We start from the raw sequence: 16050 nt of genomic DNA, 5'->3' as shown, positions 1-16050 counted from the left end.
TGTAATAAAAATTTGTTTTCATCTTGTATTTTCTTTCCAATAGAACATCGGGAATAGACACAAAATAGCAACCATACAAATCAAACATAAGTAACGATAATACCCAATCGCATCAGCCAAAATTCCACTTCCTAAGTAGAGTAAACCACTCATGGTAGCCATAATCGATACCTGAAAAGTAAAATCTGTACCTGCAAATGCTTTGCGACTGTACTGCATAATCAAAGTTAAGATGACCACCAATAACATTGCTGAACATGCATCTTCAAATGCATTGACGATATATAACCAAAATGGCGTAATCTGCTGATTAGTTTCATAGCCATAAGCAATGCCCGTATAAGCAACTAAACTGATGATCTTCAGAATTGAGAAAGTAATTAAGCATTGTATTCTGGAAAAATGTTTCAATAAAAGCCCTGCAACACCTGCTCCTACCAGCGCTGCCATAGCACCAAATATGGTGATAAAAACACCTATTTGGGTGTAATTTAGCCCCATATCTACCATCAAAGGTTTGAGTACTGGTCCTGCCAAACCATCAGCAACTTTAAAACTCAATAAGACCATCAACCACGTTTTTAACTCTTGAGAAGATGTAAAATACGTAAGATATTTTTTAATTGATCGGCTAAATGAAATCGAAGAAGTTGTCTGCGTGCTATTTGTAAAATCATGCCTAGGCTCTCGATAAAACAAAATAGGTAGGGTATTCAAAAAGACCAACATGGCTAAAATAAGAAATGTCTTTTGCCAATTTAACCAATCTAAACACCAAAGCACTGCTCCACCACCAACAATAAATCCTAAGCGTGAACCAATCACTTGAAAAGTATTACCCCAATGCTGTTGATCCTGTTTGAGTAAATTGACAGCTAAAGCATCTGTGGCAATATCTTGTGTCGCACCAGTAAAATTCATCAAAAAAAGTAAGACAAAGAAAATAAATAAATAACTGGGTTGATCAAGTGCTTGAATAGGGAAAAATGACAAAATAACCAAAATAAAAACACTGGATAATTGCGTTGGAATAATCCAGCTACGGTAATGCCCTAAACGAGAGAGTGCAAAACGGTCAACATACGTCGCCCAAAAGATTTTGATCGACCAAGGCAGCATCAGTAAACCAAAACCACCGATATGTGCTAAAGAGACACCTTGTGCCCTTAAAATTACGGGTAAGGCATGGGTCATGAAACCTACAGGTAATCCCTGTGCCCAATATAAAGAAAACAATAAAATGTAAATCTGTCGAAGATTAAGCATTTACAGTTTTCCAGAGTAACAAAAGAGAGAACTCAAGTATCCAATCCTTTCATTGATCTGGCAATAAAATCTTAGTTTTTGCCAATGCGAGACCTGTCATGAGCGTTTAACATAAGTTGTAGTTGTCATCGTATTTACAGATTTATGCCACAATATTTTCCTGACTTACCTCCGTTAGTTCCGCAGCGTGGAACGGCTTTCAGTCGTACTTTGTGTAGAAAACTGTTTTTAGGACAAGGTTGGACTGTGGTTGGAGAAATTCCAAACTTACCCAAAGCAGTTGCTATTATTTCTCCACACACTTCAAATATTGATGGTTGGTATGGTTTCTTGGCAATTGGAGGGCTCGGTTTAAAAATTACAGTTTTGGGAAAAGATACTTTATTTAAACCACCTTTTAAGTCAATTTTAGATTGGGCAGGACTCATTCCTGTTCACCGTGACAGCACCAATGGTCTTACTGAGCAAGTGGTTGCGACTATTCACAAATATGACAAAATTTGGGTTGGCATGGCGCCCGAGGGAACACGAAAAAAAGCTGAAAAAATAAAAAGTGGCTTTTATCATATAGCTCATGCAGCAGCAATACCCATTGTGATGTTTGCTTTCGACTACGATCGCAAAACCATTTACAGCTTAGGAGCATTTACACCAACAGGTCACTATCAAAATGACCTTGAACAGATTATGCAGCATTATGTTGGTCATTTTTCTCCAAAGAATCCTGCTTGGCTGGCAGAACCATTACAAAAACTAGTGAAAAAGGACTAGAAAATTAGGGGTAAATCTGCTCTGATGTGCCCATCTTTTTGTCTATTTTATCTCCACTTCATATGAAAATTGCTCGACTGTCTTGCTTGGCTTTATTCAGCTTAGCTTTATTTGGTTGTGATCAAACTGTAAAAAATGCTCCCCCTACGACTTCGATTAAAGCTCGTGAACCTGTTATCGCTTTGGCTTTAGGTGGAGGTGGTGCAAAAGGTTTTGCGCATATTGGCGTCATTAAAGTTTTAGAATCTCATGGTATTAAAGCTAAGATTGTCACTGGAACAAGTGCAGGTAGCTTTGTTGGAAGTATTTATGCAAGTGGGCAAACCCCTTATCAAATGCAAAATCTCGCATTAAAACTTCAAGAATCTGATTTGCGTGATCTTACCATCAATAGCCAAGGCATTATCCTTGGGCAAAAACTGCAAAACTATGTCAATACGCAAGTTGGTAACAAACCAATTGAAAAATTTCCAATTCGCTTTGCGGCGGTTGCCACTCGTTTAGACAATGGTAAAAAAGCTGATTTTATTAAAGGAAATGCAGGTCAAGCCGTACGAGCCTCTTGCAGTATTCCCAACGTCTTTGTTCCAGCTGTGATTGGTAATACCAAATATGTAGATGGTGGTTTAGTCAGTCCTATTCCTGTGAAAACTGCGAAAGATATGGGTGCTGATATTGTGATTGCAGTCGATATATCTGCGCGTCCAACAGGTGATAAACCATTAAGTATGTGGGGTTTATTGGATCAGACCATTAATATTATGGGGCAACAAAGTATTAATGAAGAATTGAGCCAAGCAAATGTTGTAATTCAACCGAAAGTCGGTCATTTGGGTGTACTTGATCTGAAATCGAGTAATCAAGCAATTTTAGAAGGCGAAAAATCGGCTCAAGCGAAAATTACATCAATCCAAAATGCAATTGCAACGTTTAAGAAATCTCCTGCTGCATTCAAACCTGCACCAAAAGCTAAATTCTAATCATTATCTTCAGGGGCTGCTGCTATTCTATAATAATCATCAGCCCCAATATCTAAAAAAACAATCTTTGTATATTCATAAACATAATGATCTGCTACAGTGCCAAAGTGAATGTTTTTTCACCTAACTCAGTTTAATGATGCGAGCAAATCTATGGAGTTTGTAGTTGAACCTTGGCACTGGTTTGTATTAGGAATTTTGCTGATCCTTTCAGAGTTGATTTTGACCGCTTTTGCTGCGTTATGGTTTGGCGTAGCCGCAATTATGGTCTGCATTTTACTATGGCTTTTCCCAATGATGGGCTTTACCACCCAAGTGGTCACATGGGGAATTTTATCAATTTTATGTACGATTCTTTGGTTCAAGTTTATCAAACCACTTTCAATTGATAAAACTAAAGCAGGTCTAGCGCGTGAATCAACAATAGGTCAAGTGGGTATGGTGATTAAAACTGGACTTGATCATGGACAAATCGTCGTACGCTTTCCCATGCCCCTTTTAGGTTCTGATGAATGGAATTGCCGTTCTACAGCTCCAGTACAAGTTGGTGATCGTGTCCGAGTAATTGATATTTTAGGTAATGATTTAGTCGTTCAACCACATAGCAACTCATAAACATAAGGAGGGTTTCCAATGTCTGTCGGTACTATTGTTGTCTTAGCACTTTTAGCTTTTATTGGCACAACTATTTTTAAAGGGGTGCGTATTGTTCCTCAAGGGTATAAATGGATTGTGCAACGTCTAGGTAAATACCATACCACCCTAAACCCAGGTCTGAACTTTGTTATTCCTTATATCGATGAAGTGGCGTATAAAATTACAACGAAAGATATTGTGTTAGATATTCCATCTCAAGAAGTGATTACTCGAGACAATGCTGTTTTAGTGATGAATGCTGTCGCTTATATCAATCTAACAACTCCAGAAAAAGCCGTGTATGGAATTGAAAATTATACGTGGGCGATTCAAAACCTAGTGCAAACTTCATTACGTTCGATTGTCGGCGAAATGGATTTAGATGATGCTTTATCATCTCGTGACCACATTAAGGCGAAATTAAAAGCTGCCATTTCTGATGACATTTCAGATTGGGGCATTACCCTTAAAACAGTTGAAATTCAAGATATTCAACCATCTCACACCATGCAAGCTGCGATGGAAGCACAAGCAGCGGCTGAACGTCAACGTCGTGCAACGGTGACGAAAGCAGATGGTGAAAAACAAGCTGCGATTTTAGAGGCGGATGGTCGTTTAGAAGCTTCCCGTCGTGATGCAGAAGCTCAGGTAGTCCTTGCTGAATCTTCACAACGTGCGATTGAAATGATCACCACTGCTGTAGGTGATAAAGAAATTCCTGTTGCTTATTTATTGGGTGAGCAATATGTGAAAGCAATGCAGGATCTATCTAAATCAAGCAATGCAAAAACTGTGGTACTCCCATCGGATGTACTTAATGCTATCCGTGGAATTATGGGGAAACATTAAACTCCCTTTCCAATCAAAATAAAGCAGCGTTATCGCTGCTTTATTTTTTATACATTCTGAATCAGTTTTCGTTCTTTAACTGGCAATTTTCCTGCCACCAAATCATAAGAATCTTTAATTAGGTCTTGCAGCAAATCTGCTGTAATTTCATCACCGCTGGCAATTGATATCCAATGTTTATTATTCAAATGGTAACCTGCAGAAATTGAAGGATATAGCTCTTGATATTCCAAGCTTTTCTCAGGCTTACATTTGATAGTTACAAGCAACTTTCCAGAATATGCACCAATCAACATAAACATTTTGTCAAAAATTTTAAACAGCTCACAATCTGGTCCAAAGCGTTGGGACTGGATTCAAAAAGCAAGTTCTTGTCCATACTCGAGTGTAAGTTGTTGTAATTGATCGTCCTTCATAAAACCATATCCTATTTTATTTCTTATCGTTTATGATCTTGGCTTAGATCAACTTTGGCGTGCTAACAAGAATTGAGAAATTTCAACAAGTTCTTTAGCATCATCCCCGAAATATGCTAATGCTTCAAAAGCTTGATCGTGTAAAGTTTGAGCATAAGCCTGAGCTTGAGCCAATCCCATCAATGCAGGATAAGTAGATTTTTGCACTTGCTCGTCTTTACCCGCAGTTTTACCTAAAATTTCAGTGCTTGCTGTAATATCTAAAATATCATCTTGAACCTGAAAAGCTAAACCAATGCTTTGCCCAAATTGGCGTAGTTTAGGAATTGCTTGATCTGTCCCAGTAAAGATAGTCACTGCACCCATCATGATCGCAGCTTGAATCAATGCACCCGTTTTATTACGGTGAATATTTTCTAATTCAGTTTGATCAACTTGTTTGCCTTCAGCTTGTAAATCAAGCACCTGTCCGCAAACCATTTTAGAGCTTGCTGTCGCCAAAATCTGCATTTGTTTTAAGACAATGGCTGCATCTGTACCTTGACCTTGTTCATCAAACAAACGGCTGCCCAATATCTCAAATGCCATGGACTGTAAAATATCACCAGCCAATAGTGCAGTATCTTCGCCAAATGCTACATGACAAGTTGGTTGACCTCGACGTAACAAATCATTATCCATACACGGCAAATCATCATGTGCTAAGGAATAACAATGTATTAACTCAATCGCAACGGCAGCACGACGAACCGCTGCAAAATTATGATTTGGCAATAAAGCTGCTGTTGCATAACATAATGCAGGACGAACACGCTTGCCGCCCAACATTACTGCATGATGAACGGCTGACTTTAAAGGTTCGGGAATAGAAAATGCAGCCAATGCTGTCAATAAATCTTGTTGAATACGTTGTTGAGATTGTTGTAAAACATCCGCATTAACTTGAGAAATAGATGACACGATTGCCTCGGGAAATGATCTGATAAAATAGGTTTAACTCTGGCATCATAACACTATTTAGTTATGACAGGTAATTCAGCCGTTTTTAATGATTTTGTAATTTATCAATTTTTATTGTTTAGCTTACTTATAATAACCGAACCAATAAATTGGCTCGGTTTTATTAAAAACTAATGCTTATCCCACTAGTAACAACTGTTATTGGTGTTTTAAATATTAGTGAAAAATTTAAATTGATTTATCAATTACTTAGTTCAGAGCTCAATATCTTGAGGTTTACTTTTCGAACTAGTAGGAGGTGTGAATTCAACCCCAGCCTTTTTAAAAAGTTGTGGTACTTCAACTAATGCCATTGACGAGTTCTTAGCAATACCTGTCACATCAGCTACTAAATTTTTAGCGCCACCTACTGTAAATCCACTTGATGTTAATGATTGTGGATTTGAAATAATCGCTGTAGAAATCTGTGAAGCTCCGCCAGCCAGATCTTTAGCCATTAATGTTGCAATACCAAAATTTTGTGCAGCAGCAAGTAAATTTTTTTTCTTCTCCGCACTTAAATTTTTAATAGTTGCAATTGTTTCTGCTTCATCTTTTTTACTTGCAGCCATCACTTCATCAGTTGGTTTTTCCAAAGAAGCTAGAATAGCCTCTTTTTCTTGTAAATTAGTTGTAGACTTAAGTGCTTTTAATTTAGCCTGAATTTCACCACTCATTTTACTTGTTGAAATCGTAGCAGCTAAAGCTGCACGGCTTTCTTGAAAAAGTAAGTTAGTCGCACTAGCTTGTGTTAAAAAATCGGTAACATTAACATTGCTAGATGCTGATGTACCAATTACATTTTGGGTCATCTTAGACGCAAAATCTCCAAAACCGGCATGTGCATTTGAAATTGTACCGATTATTATTGTTGCAACTATAAGTTTGTTCATAAGGTTTCCTTATTGGGTTGAATCAGCTTTTTGAGCAGTTTGTTGAAGTAGCGGAGGTAAATCATTTAATAATTGTAAAAGATAAGTTTCTTTATAGTTTTGCATAGAAAAACCTTTCAAATTAATTTCTTGTTTAATCCCTTGAGTTCCAATTTTTTGTTGGTTCTCATTAAATAAGCGTACACCAGTAGTGACATCTAGAGTTGCACGACAGTTTTTATCATTTGCATCACATATCAGAGAATTAGGTTGTACATTCACTTTAAATACTGGTTGTATACAAGTTTTTGGTTCAAATAATTTAAGATTTAATTGTTTTTTAAATCCAGCATTTTCGGTCATATATTGAATATTATCTTTAAGTGAGCGCCCCTTTTCTAAGTCGACACCTGTGGCATAGAACGGGTATTTAGAATATTTAGCAAATCCATAATACGTCATCATTGTAAAAGGCTTAAATTGAATCTCACCACTTTGTTCTGTAGCTAAAAATGCGCACATTGAACGTGATAGATTAGAATCTATAGCATTCTCTTGAGTATCAACTTGAATTATATCTCCTGACTTAACAGAGATATTGTCACTCTTCCCAATAGGTGCATCGAGTTGTGCTGTGACTTCATTACCATCACGGGAAATGACCGTTGCCTCCCAAGTCGGGATCAACACTTGTTTACCAGAAATCGTTTGCGAGTTATAAATATTAATTTTTAACCCTAAATTCAATTGTTTACCTTGATCTTGAATACTGATTATCTGATTATCTGATTTACTTACTTTCAAGTCAGTACGAGTAAATTTCAGATCTTTCTTAAAAGTTTCTGCCAATTTAATTAATGCATTTTTAAGTGCAACTTCTTTCTGATTTTCCAATGAAAATCCCATACCATCTGAAATGATATCCTTAATTTCATTACTTGCATGTGCAACATGAATGACTCGACCAGAACTATCAATCATTTCTGCCATGACATCACTATAAACAAATTGCTGCTGAGTGAGTTGTCCCACTTTTTGTTCATAACCTATTGTGGGTGTAACATATAAACGAATAAAAAAATCAGGGAGTTCTCGACGGTTAATATCCTCAGCCTGCGCTAATTTCGTTTCCTCACTAATGGACTGAGCAAGAGCACTATAACGACGATTGACAGGAACTAAAGTAAATGGTGCATTATCTCCTGTCGCATCAGAAAAGATTTGCTCAACCAATTCTTTTGGTTCATCTCCAAAACGAATGATATCCATAACAAGAGCTTTAGGTTTCCGAATAGACTGTCTTACATTAGACGTCATTTTACTAAATTCTTTCGTATTTCCATACAGCATGATAGGAATTGCAACCGCATAGTCTCTATCAGCATGGACAATCCGAATAAGATCACCTTCACTCGAACTCAGCTCATCATTTTTGCCAATACCTTGATCAAATCCTTTATCTAAAATCAGATAAGATTTCCAACGATCAATAATAGTTGTTTTAATTTCTGAAAGCTTGAATTTAGCTTTTGTACTTTCTACAAGTTGCTGTACTAAAATCAGCATATTATTCTGATACTGTGTAATAATTTTTTGATCAGTGGCAGTTTGACCAATTTCACTACTCATTACTTTAATGGGCTGAACATATGTTTTACTTTCACTAAATATTACTTCACCCGTTAAAATATTAGTCAACTTAAACGACACTGTTAAAGGCAAAAATATTTCAGTTGTCGATTGTTTCTGTACTAAATATTCACTCGCACGCACTACATCCAAAGATGCAACATAAGTACGATTTTTAGTATTTTGCTCAATTTTTGTAACGACTTGATCAGGAAAAGCCTGTTTTAGTGCTTTCTCAAAATTTGCTTGTAATTGTACTCTTAATTCAGGTGTGATTGCCTTTTCAAAATTACAAGATAGCGATGAATCAATAATTTCTGATAAAGGGGTCAAAAGACTTTTACACTGATGTTTAGAACTATTTAAACCAAATAATCCCTTAGATGGATAAATTTGTAAATTCGCATAACTATTTATACTTACAAAACTGAGCAATCCCAAACTTAATAATTTAGTCTTTATTTGCATTGTGAACCACCAATACATAAAGTAATCGTATTGCCTTGTTGTATTCTTTCAGCAGATGCTAATGTTTGATTAACTTGTCTAAGTGCTTTATTTAATTCGACAGTAAGTGGTTTATCACTTTTATACCCCATTGTGATTTCAACCAATTTCCCATCTTGACTACGAATATTAATATTTTCTGTACCAGCAATCTGATCAAGGGCTTCATATAAATCGTCTCCTAAACGTGTAGAGACGTTATTGGTGATACTTTTTACAAAAATCGTGATTTCTTTACCGTACATAGAACGGTTCTTGGCATAGTTTAAAATCTGTGGCCCGACATTACTGACTGCCAACTCTCCTAATTTAGCCGCAACATTGGTACGGCAAGCCTCAGCCGTTGCTCCTGATGCTGATTCAGTCCGCGTTTCCCCACCCATTAATGTCGCATCATCTACAGAATAGACCTTAAATGTCACGGCACCATCACATACATATTGTCCTGTTGCTGATGAACGACCACGATCAAAAATATTACTTGAACCTGCCATAAACCAGTCTGCTTTTGTTTCACGAGCAGCAGCAGCAAATTTAGCCAATTCAGAATCACTTAATAATTGCTGAATCGTCATATTACGACCCTTTAAATATTTACTTCTAAATAAATCTGAATCCATTAAACGTAGATCATATTTAGCTGCATTTTGAGCAATACTATTTAAGGTTTGATTGACTTTTTCTGGAACAACACTGGGCGTTTGGTATTCAACATATTTCACAAAACTTTGAATATTATTTTGTCGTTCTTTTTGAGAATAACTTGCATCTTCTGATGTACTGTAACTCGCAGATGCTGAAGAACTTGATTTATTATTATGACTTGTTTTACTGCCTGCTGCATAAGCTCCTGAACCATACCAGTTGTCATAGCCACCTACATAGCCACTACTAGAGCGCCCTTGAGAAGATGCGCTTTCTCTTGAGGAAGCACTGGCTTTTTCACGGCTTGAATAAGCCGCTTTTTCATCATTACTATAACTTTGGTCATTAAAATATGATGTAAACTCTTTTACTGGTTTACTATTATCTCGAGGAACACCGAAGTACTCATCCATAACAATCATGATAGGGCTTGTACGGCTATTTTTCTTTGACAAACCATAATCATTTAATATTGTACGAAATTCTTTGTCATCAATTTCTAAATTAACACGAGTAACTAGATTATTCTCACCATCAGTTTGGCTGCCTAAATTTGAGAAATAGGCAGGATTCACTTGATTTATAATTTGTGGTAATAAAAGTTTTGCTTCTGATAATGATTGCATTCCATTAATTTTAATAATCAAAGCGGATACTGCATCAGCTTTTGCTAAATCAGATGCTGTATTTCGAGTAAGATTTTGATCTTTTTTAATAATAGGAGATTTACCTATACCAATTACACTAACAATTTCGGCATGAGCAATATTTGATATAACCCCGCAAAAACCTAAAGCCCACAACCATTTTTTCATATAATACCTTTTACTTTTTCATATAGAAAATCAATATCACATAAAGTAATCTATAAATAAAAAAATATAAAGAAAAAATTAACATTAAATAATAGTTTCTTATAGAAATTATCTTAAAAACCCAAACAGTCTAAATTTATTATTTTGACACTCCAGATCATGGATAAATTCATCTTAAAAATAAAAATGAAATATGGATATTAAAACTATTTTATAGTTACATCATTCACTACCTGCCGCTAAAACCACAGGATATTTATAAATATGTATCGCATAGTACTTAAAGACTTTCTAGGAATAAATGATTAGACAGAGAAAGTCTTTAAGCCGAAATATTTTAGAATTTCTAGAAGATTAACTATCTAGAATCATGAACTAAAGCTATCACCCGGCACACGTACCCAACCTTCCATCAATACACGTGCACTACGGCTCATAATCGCTTTTTTGACAGCCCACTTCCCATCAATTAACTCGGCTTGAGCACCGACACGTAAAGTGCCTGATGGATGACCAAAACGAACTGCTTCACGCTCGCCACCACCTGCTGCTAAATTCACTAAAGTACCCGGAATTGCGGCTGCCGTTCCAATCGCCACGGCTGCTGTCCCCATCATGGCATGATGTAGCTTACCCATAGACAATGCACGTACCAATAAATCAACATCTGTTACTTCAACAGTTTTGCCACTTGAAGAAGTATAGCTTTTAGGTTCTGAAACAAAAGCGATTTTAGGTGTATGCTGACGTGCTGCTGCTTCTGAAATATCTTTGATCAAGCCCATCTGAACTGCACCATATGCGCGAATTTTTTCAAAACGTGCTAAGGCTGCGGCATCCCCATTAATATGATCTTGTAATTCTGTTCCTTGATAGCCAATATCTTCAGCATTCAAGAAAATAGTTGGAATACCTGCGTTAATAAATGTCGCTTGGAATGTTCCAACATCAGGCACAACCAATTGGTCAACAACATTTCCTGTAGGGAACATATCCCCACCCTCTTCACCATCATCAGCAGGGTCTAAAAATTCAATTTGAACCTCTGCTGCAGGGAAAGTCACTCCATCTAATTCAAAATCACCTGTTTCCTGAACCTGACCATTGGTTACTGGGACATGTGCAATAATGGTTTTTTGAATATTCTTTTGCCAAATGCGTACCGTACAAATCCCATTTTCAGGAATACGATCTGCATCGACCAAACCATTAGAAATCGCAAATGAACCGACTGCTGCTGTCAAGTTGCCACAGTTACCACTCCAATCTACAAAAGCTTGATCAATTGAAACTTGTCCAAATAAATAGTCGACATCGTGCTCTGGCTCGGCACTTTTTGCCAAGATCACAGTTTTACTGGTACTTGAAGTTGCACCGCCCATACCATCAATCTGTTTACCATAAGGATCTGGACTTCCTATAACTCGTAGCAAGAGCAAGTCACGTGCTTTTCCAGAAACTTGTGCGGCTTCAGGTAAATCATTGAGATTGAAAAAGACACCTTTACTCGTGCCACCACGCATGTAGGTTGCAGGGACTTTAATTTGTGGTAATGAACTCATGTCAATTTCATCCTTTTATCATGTTCTTGGTGCAAGTGAATGTGAGCTTAAATTATCGTAGAGTCATCTGAAATGCCATACGACTATACGATTAAAGCAAAACGGAATAGATAAAGCACATCGTATATATTGAGTAAAGTTGAATAACTCAACAATGGCACGAAAATAAACAACTGCTGTTTAAAAAACAAAATTTTGATTTAAATGTCTAAAATACCACCACAACTTAGTTTACCATTCGTTCAAATATATGATTTTAAATAACTTTTAAAAACTACTTTCCAGTCATAGCCAAGCTGTACTTTTACTAGGCTAAAACTTTGCAATCTATTAGAATATTCCACTTATTCCTCGTCGAGCTCAGTCCTTTGAACAACGATTCTTCTCAACTTCAGCGTGGACTAAAAAACCGCCATATCCAGCTCATTGCTATGGGTGGAGCTATTGGTACGGGCTTATTTTTAGGTTCTGCGCAAGTCATCCAGTCTGCTGGACCATCAATTATTTTGGGTTACGCAATCGGTGGTTTGATTGCATTTCTCATCATGCGCCAATTAGGTGAAATGATTGTCGAAGAACCTGTCGCTGGTTCATTTAGTCATTTTGCTTATCAATATTGGGGGAAGTTTCCAGGATTCTTATCAGGTTGGAATTATTGGGTACTATATATCCTTGTTGCGATGAGTGAACTGACTGCGGTTGCAAAATACATTAACTACTGGTGGCCTCATATTGCGGCTTGGCAATCAGTGTTATTTTTCTTTGTCATTATTACGGCAATTAATTTAACTAACGTTAAATTATATGGTGAATCAGAGTTTTGGTTAGCTATCATTAAAGTCACAGCTGTTGTCGCTATGATTTTATTTGGTTTGTTTTTACTTTTCACAGCAGATGCGAATTCAACAGCCTCATTTAGTAACCTTTGGTCACATGGTGGATTCTTTCCAAACGGTTTTGATGGTTTGTTTTACATGCTTGCCTTTATTATGTTTGCTTTCGGTGGAATCGAACTGATTGGTATGGCTGCGGCAGAAGCGAATGATCCAAAGAAAACCATTCCAAAAGCAATTAATCAAGTTGTTGTGCGTATTTTGGTTTTCTATGTTGGCTCATTAGCGATTCTCCTTTCACTTGTGCCTTGGAACCAACTGGATTTAGGTGGTTTAGACAAAAGTCCATTTGTGATGATTTTTAGTCAAATGGGAATTAGTTGGGCGGCTCATTTACTTAACTTCATTATCTTAACAGCAGCTTTATCTGTATATAACAGCGGTATGTTTGCCAATAGCCGTATGCTTTTCGGTTTAGCACAACAAGGGAATGCGCCTAAAGTTTTCGCTAAAGTAAATAAACAAGGTGTACCGATTCCTGCTGTTTTATTATCTGCTTTATTGATTTTTGGTTGCGTACTGTTGAACTATTTTGTTCCAGAAGATGCCTTAGGTCATTTGATGTATGTGGTGGTTGGCGCTCTAGTGCTTAACTGGGCGATGATCAGCTTAACTCATTTAAAATTCAAAGCGATGGTCAAGGAAAAGAATTTAAAAACGAGTTTCCCTGCGTTATGGTCACCAATCAGTAACTACTTAGTCTTAGTTTTCATTGCAGTCGTACTGTACATCATGTGGCAACAAGGTTTCAAAGAATCTGTGCTGATGATCCCAATCTGGATTGTATTGATGTTTGTGCTATATAAAGCTTTAAATCTTAAAGCGAAAGACTAAATATCTGATCAAATTCATCAAAAAGTGATTGCTTAGGCAATCACTTTTTTGTTTATAATCATAAAATTATGCGCTTATAGCTTAACTGGATAGAGCAGTTGCCTCCTAAGCGACCGACGTGGGTTCGAGTCCCGCTGAGCGCACCATTTAGATAATTGAGATATAAACACTCGCATCCTTGAATAAAGTAAAAAACGATAAATAATTAATTTTTAAAAATAAATTTAACTATTTAATTAGCTAATAATCCTTTCACTTCGGTGAGTAAATCTTGCTGGTCTATATCAGACGGATGAAAACTAGCTTTATAGAATGCTAAATAATCAGGCAGTAGACGCCATGTCATTTGAGTCAGCCCTAAAAGCGTTTGAGCATTTTTTAAAAGTTGTGCTGGGGAATACAAGGTATTTTTGCGGTCTTGCCAGGCAAGATGACTGGTCATCACAATCGTACTAGTTATAAATCCCACTATGGAAAGCTCATCGATAGTGCTGTGATAAAATGTGACATTAGCGTAGATTCAGTATAGTGCACTTTAATTTTCTCAGGTTTAAACTGCGTTTGGCGCACCGTAATTGTATTATGTAACATTATGGCTTTCCTTCCCCTAAAACTAAAACACAAACAGCTTGAACTACATTAACAAGACCATCAAGAAATCATATATTCAACAGCAAACCGACAAGAGCTACATCATCCCTTGAACAAGCTTAGATATAAATTCAATCATAGTTCCAAATTAGAACTATGATTGAATTATAATCTACTATTCATGCTGTCAATTTGTTTTTCATGTATTTTCTCAATTTGTCCTATAAAGATATTTTGTGACCTTAAAGCAGTTATTTGCTAAATCAAGGCTAGATAAAACAATAGATGCTCCTAAATATCCCAAGACTTTTCAATTGATGTGATTTGACGATGAACGCTTTGATGTTCTGCTTGTTTTACTGTGCACCATAGTTCCATAAATTCTTCACCTAAATATTCTGCAAGTATCTTGTTATTTTTAAATAATTTTAAAGCTTCAATTTGCTCAATTGGCAATAAATAATGTTTAGATTTAAACGTAAGTTGATTGATTTGTTTCGGCACTTCTAACTGGTGTGTTAAACCATAGAGTGTGCCAATCAAAATCATGGCAATGCTAAGATAAGGATTACAATCTGCTCCTGCCACACGGTATTCCAATCTTTGATTTTCTTGATCAGAGCACGGTATTCGAATAGCGACATTACGGTTATTCAGCCCCCAACTCGCCTCTAAGGGAACATGATGACCTGTTTTAAAGCGTCTAAAAGAGTTTAAATTGGGTGCCAAAATTGCCATAGAACTTGGCATTAACCATAACAAACCACTGATGACTTTTAAGAGATCTTGAGATAACTCATCTTTCCGAGGACTAAAAATATTGTTTTGATCGTGATCAAGCAAACTCATATGAAAATGCATGCCACTGCCCGCTTTTAACAAATCTGGCTTTGCTAGAAAATTTGCACGAAATCCGTGTTTATGTGCAATTTGTTTAATGGTTCGTTTTAACAACATAATCTGATCACATAACTTTAAAAGATCACATGTGTGTTGCAGATTAAGCTCATATTGCCCTAAAGATGCTTCAGAAATAATTCCTGTAATTATAATATTCTGTAGTTTAGCGATAGCTTCAATCTCATCTAAAATTTGTTGATGTGTATCAGAGAGATGAATATCAAAACATTGAGTTATTAATTCTTGAACTTCCTGTTCCCCATTCAACGGCTGCAAATAAAATTCTATTTCTGCAGCAATACAAGGGTGATAATTTTTTTCATGTAATTGTTGGAGTATTCTTTTTAAAATATTACGAGGTTCAATTAAACATTCTTGATGGCGATCATCTTTCATCGTCAATAACAATTGAGCATTAGTTTCAGGCTCAATGGCGCAAGGTTGCAATGAACCTAGGATAGGCTGACACAAATGATCTGGTTCACCAATAAATTTACCCAATCCTGTTTCTTCTATCACATTTCCATTTAGACTCATCGCATAAATAGAAATAGGTAAATAACATGCTTTCACCAATTGTGTTAAGCATTTGACATCAATTCTTTTACCTCGTAGATGTCCATTCAAATCATACAAATAAATATCAATATGTTGTGTATTCGGATACTTTTCTAAATAATGATCTACTTCCTGTAAAAATAATCCCTTATCGAGCAGAATATTTTCAGATTTTTGCTCATTTGATTGATTAATCACATTATTAGAATTTAATAGCTGATTCAATTCTACAAAGACAGCATTCATAAATTAAACCAAGTTCATATTGTTACGAATAGAATAATTTATGCTTATAAATATGTAACGTTAAGATAATATAAACTTATC

13 protein-coding genes, 1 tRNA gene and 1 pseudogene are annotated in these 16050 nt (G+C 36.3%); 6 read left to right on the top strand and 9 right to left on the bottom strand.

The annotated features are described in order from the left end of the window. Positions 1–18: 18 nt before the first annotated feature. Complete coding sequence (locus CDG56_RS00190; protein ID WP_087546549.1) at positions 19–1266, bottom strand: MFS transporter; 1248 nt, start codon at positions 1264–1266, stop codon at positions 19–21. 144 nt (positions 1267–1410) lie between these two features. Between CDG56_RS00190 and CDG56_RS00185 the strand changes: the two genes are divergently transcribed. From CDG56_RS00185 to CDG56_RS00170, 4 genes are all read left to right on the top strand, one after another. After that, positions 1411–2037, top strand: coding sequence for a 1-acyl-sn-glycerol-3-phosphate acyltransferase (locus CDG56_RS00185; protein ID WP_087546548.1), 627 nt, complete (start codon positions 1411–1413; stop codon positions 2035–2037). Between the two features lie 62 nt (positions 2038–2099). Then, positions 2100–3017, top strand: coding sequence for a patatin-like phospholipase family protein (locus tag CDG56_RS00180; protein WP_087546547.1), 918 nt, complete (start codon positions 2100–2102; stop codon positions 3015–3017). Positions 3018–3170: 153 nt separating this feature from the next. Then, positions 3171–3632 (top strand): NfeD family protein, encoded by a 462-nt coding sequence (locus CDG56_RS00175; RefSeq protein ID WP_004664545.1) that lies wholly within the window; start codon positions 3171–3173, stop codon positions 3630–3632. A gap of 18 nt (positions 3633–3650) precedes the next feature. Next, positions 3651–4502: an SPFH domain-containing protein gene (locus CDG56_RS00170; RefSeq protein ID WP_004664547.1), complete on the top strand. Its 852-nt coding sequence runs from the start codon at positions 3651–3653 to the stop codon at positions 4500–4502. A 47-nt stretch (positions 4503–4549) separates the two neighbouring features. Here CDG56_RS00170 and CDG56_RS00165 read toward each other — a convergent pair whose 3' ends face one another. The 6 genes from CDG56_RS00165 to prpF all read right to left on the bottom strand — a co-directional run bounded on the left by CDG56_RS00165 (position 4550) and on the right by prpF (position 11947). Then, positions 4550–4858 (bottom strand): MmcQ/YjbR family DNA-binding protein, encoded by a 309-nt coding sequence (locus tag CDG56_RS00165; RefSeq protein ID WP_227519031.1) that lies wholly within the window; start codon positions 4856–4858, stop codon positions 4550–4552. 108 nt (positions 4859–4966) lie between these two features. After that, positions 4967–5878 carry a polyprenyl synthetase family protein gene (locus CDG56_RS00160; RefSeq protein WP_087546546.1) on the bottom strand — a complete coding sequence of 304 codons (912 nt, stop codon included), beginning with the start codon at positions 5876–5878 and terminating at the stop codon, positions 4967–4969. Between the two features lie 254 nt (positions 5879–6132). Beyond that, on the bottom strand, positions 6133–6810 hold the full coding sequence (locus tag CDG56_RS00155) for a hypothetical protein (protein WP_087546545.1): 678 nt from the start codon (positions 6808–6810) through the stop codon (positions 6133–6135). A 9-nt stretch (positions 6811–6819) separates the two neighbouring features. Then, a complete protein-coding gene (locus CDG56_RS00150) occupies positions 6820–8886 on the bottom strand; it encodes a hypothetical protein (RefSeq protein ID WP_087546544.1) in 2067 nt (688 codons plus the stop codon). Then, a complete protein-coding gene (locus tag CDG56_RS00145; RefSeq protein ID WP_087546543.1) occupies positions 8877–10385 on the bottom strand; it encodes a hypothetical protein in 1509 nt (502 codons plus the stop codon). The genes CDG56_RS00150 and CDG56_RS00145 overlap by 10 nt, the downstream gene beginning before the upstream one ends. Positions 10386–10753: 368 nt before the next feature. Beyond that, entirely contained in the window at positions 10754–11947 is a 1194-nt protein-coding gene (gene prpF, locus CDG56_RS00140; protein ID WP_087546542.1) for a 2-methylaconitate cis-trans isomerase PrpF, read from the bottom strand. A 368-nt stretch (positions 11948–12315) separates the two neighbouring features. On the opposite strand from prpF, the gene CDG56_RS00135 reads away from it, so the two are divergent. Then, positions 12316–13674 carry an amino acid permease gene (locus CDG56_RS00135; RefSeq protein WP_087535753.1) on the top strand — a complete coding sequence of 453 codons (1359 nt, stop codon included), beginning with the start codon at positions 12316–12318 and terminating at the stop codon, positions 13672–13674. Positions 13675–13744: 70 nt separating this feature from the next. Next, positions 13745–13820, top strand: a tRNA-Arg gene (locus CDG56_RS00130). Between the two features lie 86 nt (positions 13821–13906). Here the strand turns inward: CDG56_RS00130 and CDG56_RS00125 are convergent. Beyond that, positions 13907–14143, bottom strand: a pseudogene (locus CDG56_RS00125) (metal-dependent hydrolase); the annotation flags it as partial. Between the two features lie 413 nt (positions 14144–14556). Beyond that, entirely contained in the window at positions 14557–15969 is a 1413-nt protein-coding gene (locus CDG56_RS00120; protein ID WP_087546541.1) for a glutamine synthetase family protein, read from the bottom strand. Positions 15970–16050: the final 81 nt, after the last annotated feature.

It is taken from the genome of Acinetobacter sp. WCHA39 (genome assembly GCF_002165385.1).
In the GTDB taxonomy this organism is placed as follows: domain Bacteria; phylum Pseudomonadota; class Gammaproteobacteria; order Pseudomonadales; family Moraxellaceae; genus Acinetobacter.
The sequence above is the reverse complement of the archived record's forward strand: the minus strand, read 5'-3'. Positions and strand labels throughout refer to the sequence as shown.

Coding starts and splice junctions, on each gene's coding strand:
- prpF (WP_087546542.1), bottom strand. CDS start 11,947: ATGAGTTCATTACCACAAATTAAAGTCCCTGCAACCTACATGCGTGGT.
- CDG56_RS00175 (WP_004664545.1), top strand. CDS start 3,171: ATGGAGTTTGTAGTTGAACCTTGGCACTGGTTTGTATTAGGAATTTTG.
- CDG56_RS00170 (WP_004664547.1), top strand. CDS start 3,651: ATGTCTGTCGGTACTATTGTTGTCTTAGCACTTTTAGCTTTTATTGGC.
- CDG56_RS00120 (WP_087546541.1), bottom strand. CDS start 15,969: ATGAATGCTGTCTTTGTAGAATTGAATCAGCTATTAAATTCTAATAAT.
- CDG56_RS00190 (WP_087546549.1), bottom strand. CDS start 1,266: ATGCTTAATCTTCGACAGATTTACATTTTATTGTTTTCTTTATATTGG.
- CDG56_RS00155 (WP_087546545.1), bottom strand. CDS start 6,810: ATGAACAAACTTATAGTTGCAACAATAATAATCGGTACAATTTCAAAT.
- CDG56_RS00185 (WP_087546548.1), top strand. CDS start 1,411: ATGCCACAATATTTTCCTGACTTACCTCCGTTAGTTCCGCAGCGTGGA.
- CDG56_RS00150 (WP_087546544.1), bottom strand. CDS start 8,886: ATGCAAATAAAGACTAAATTATTAAGTTTGGGATTGCTCAGTTTTGTA.
- CDG56_RS00145 (WP_087546543.1), bottom strand. CDS start 10,385: ATGAAAAAATGGTTGTGGGCTTTAGGTTTTTGCGGGGTTATATCAAAT.
- CDG56_RS00180 (WP_087546547.1), top strand. CDS start 2,100: ATGAAAATTGCTCGACTGTCTTGCTTGGCTTTATTCAGCTTAGCTTTA.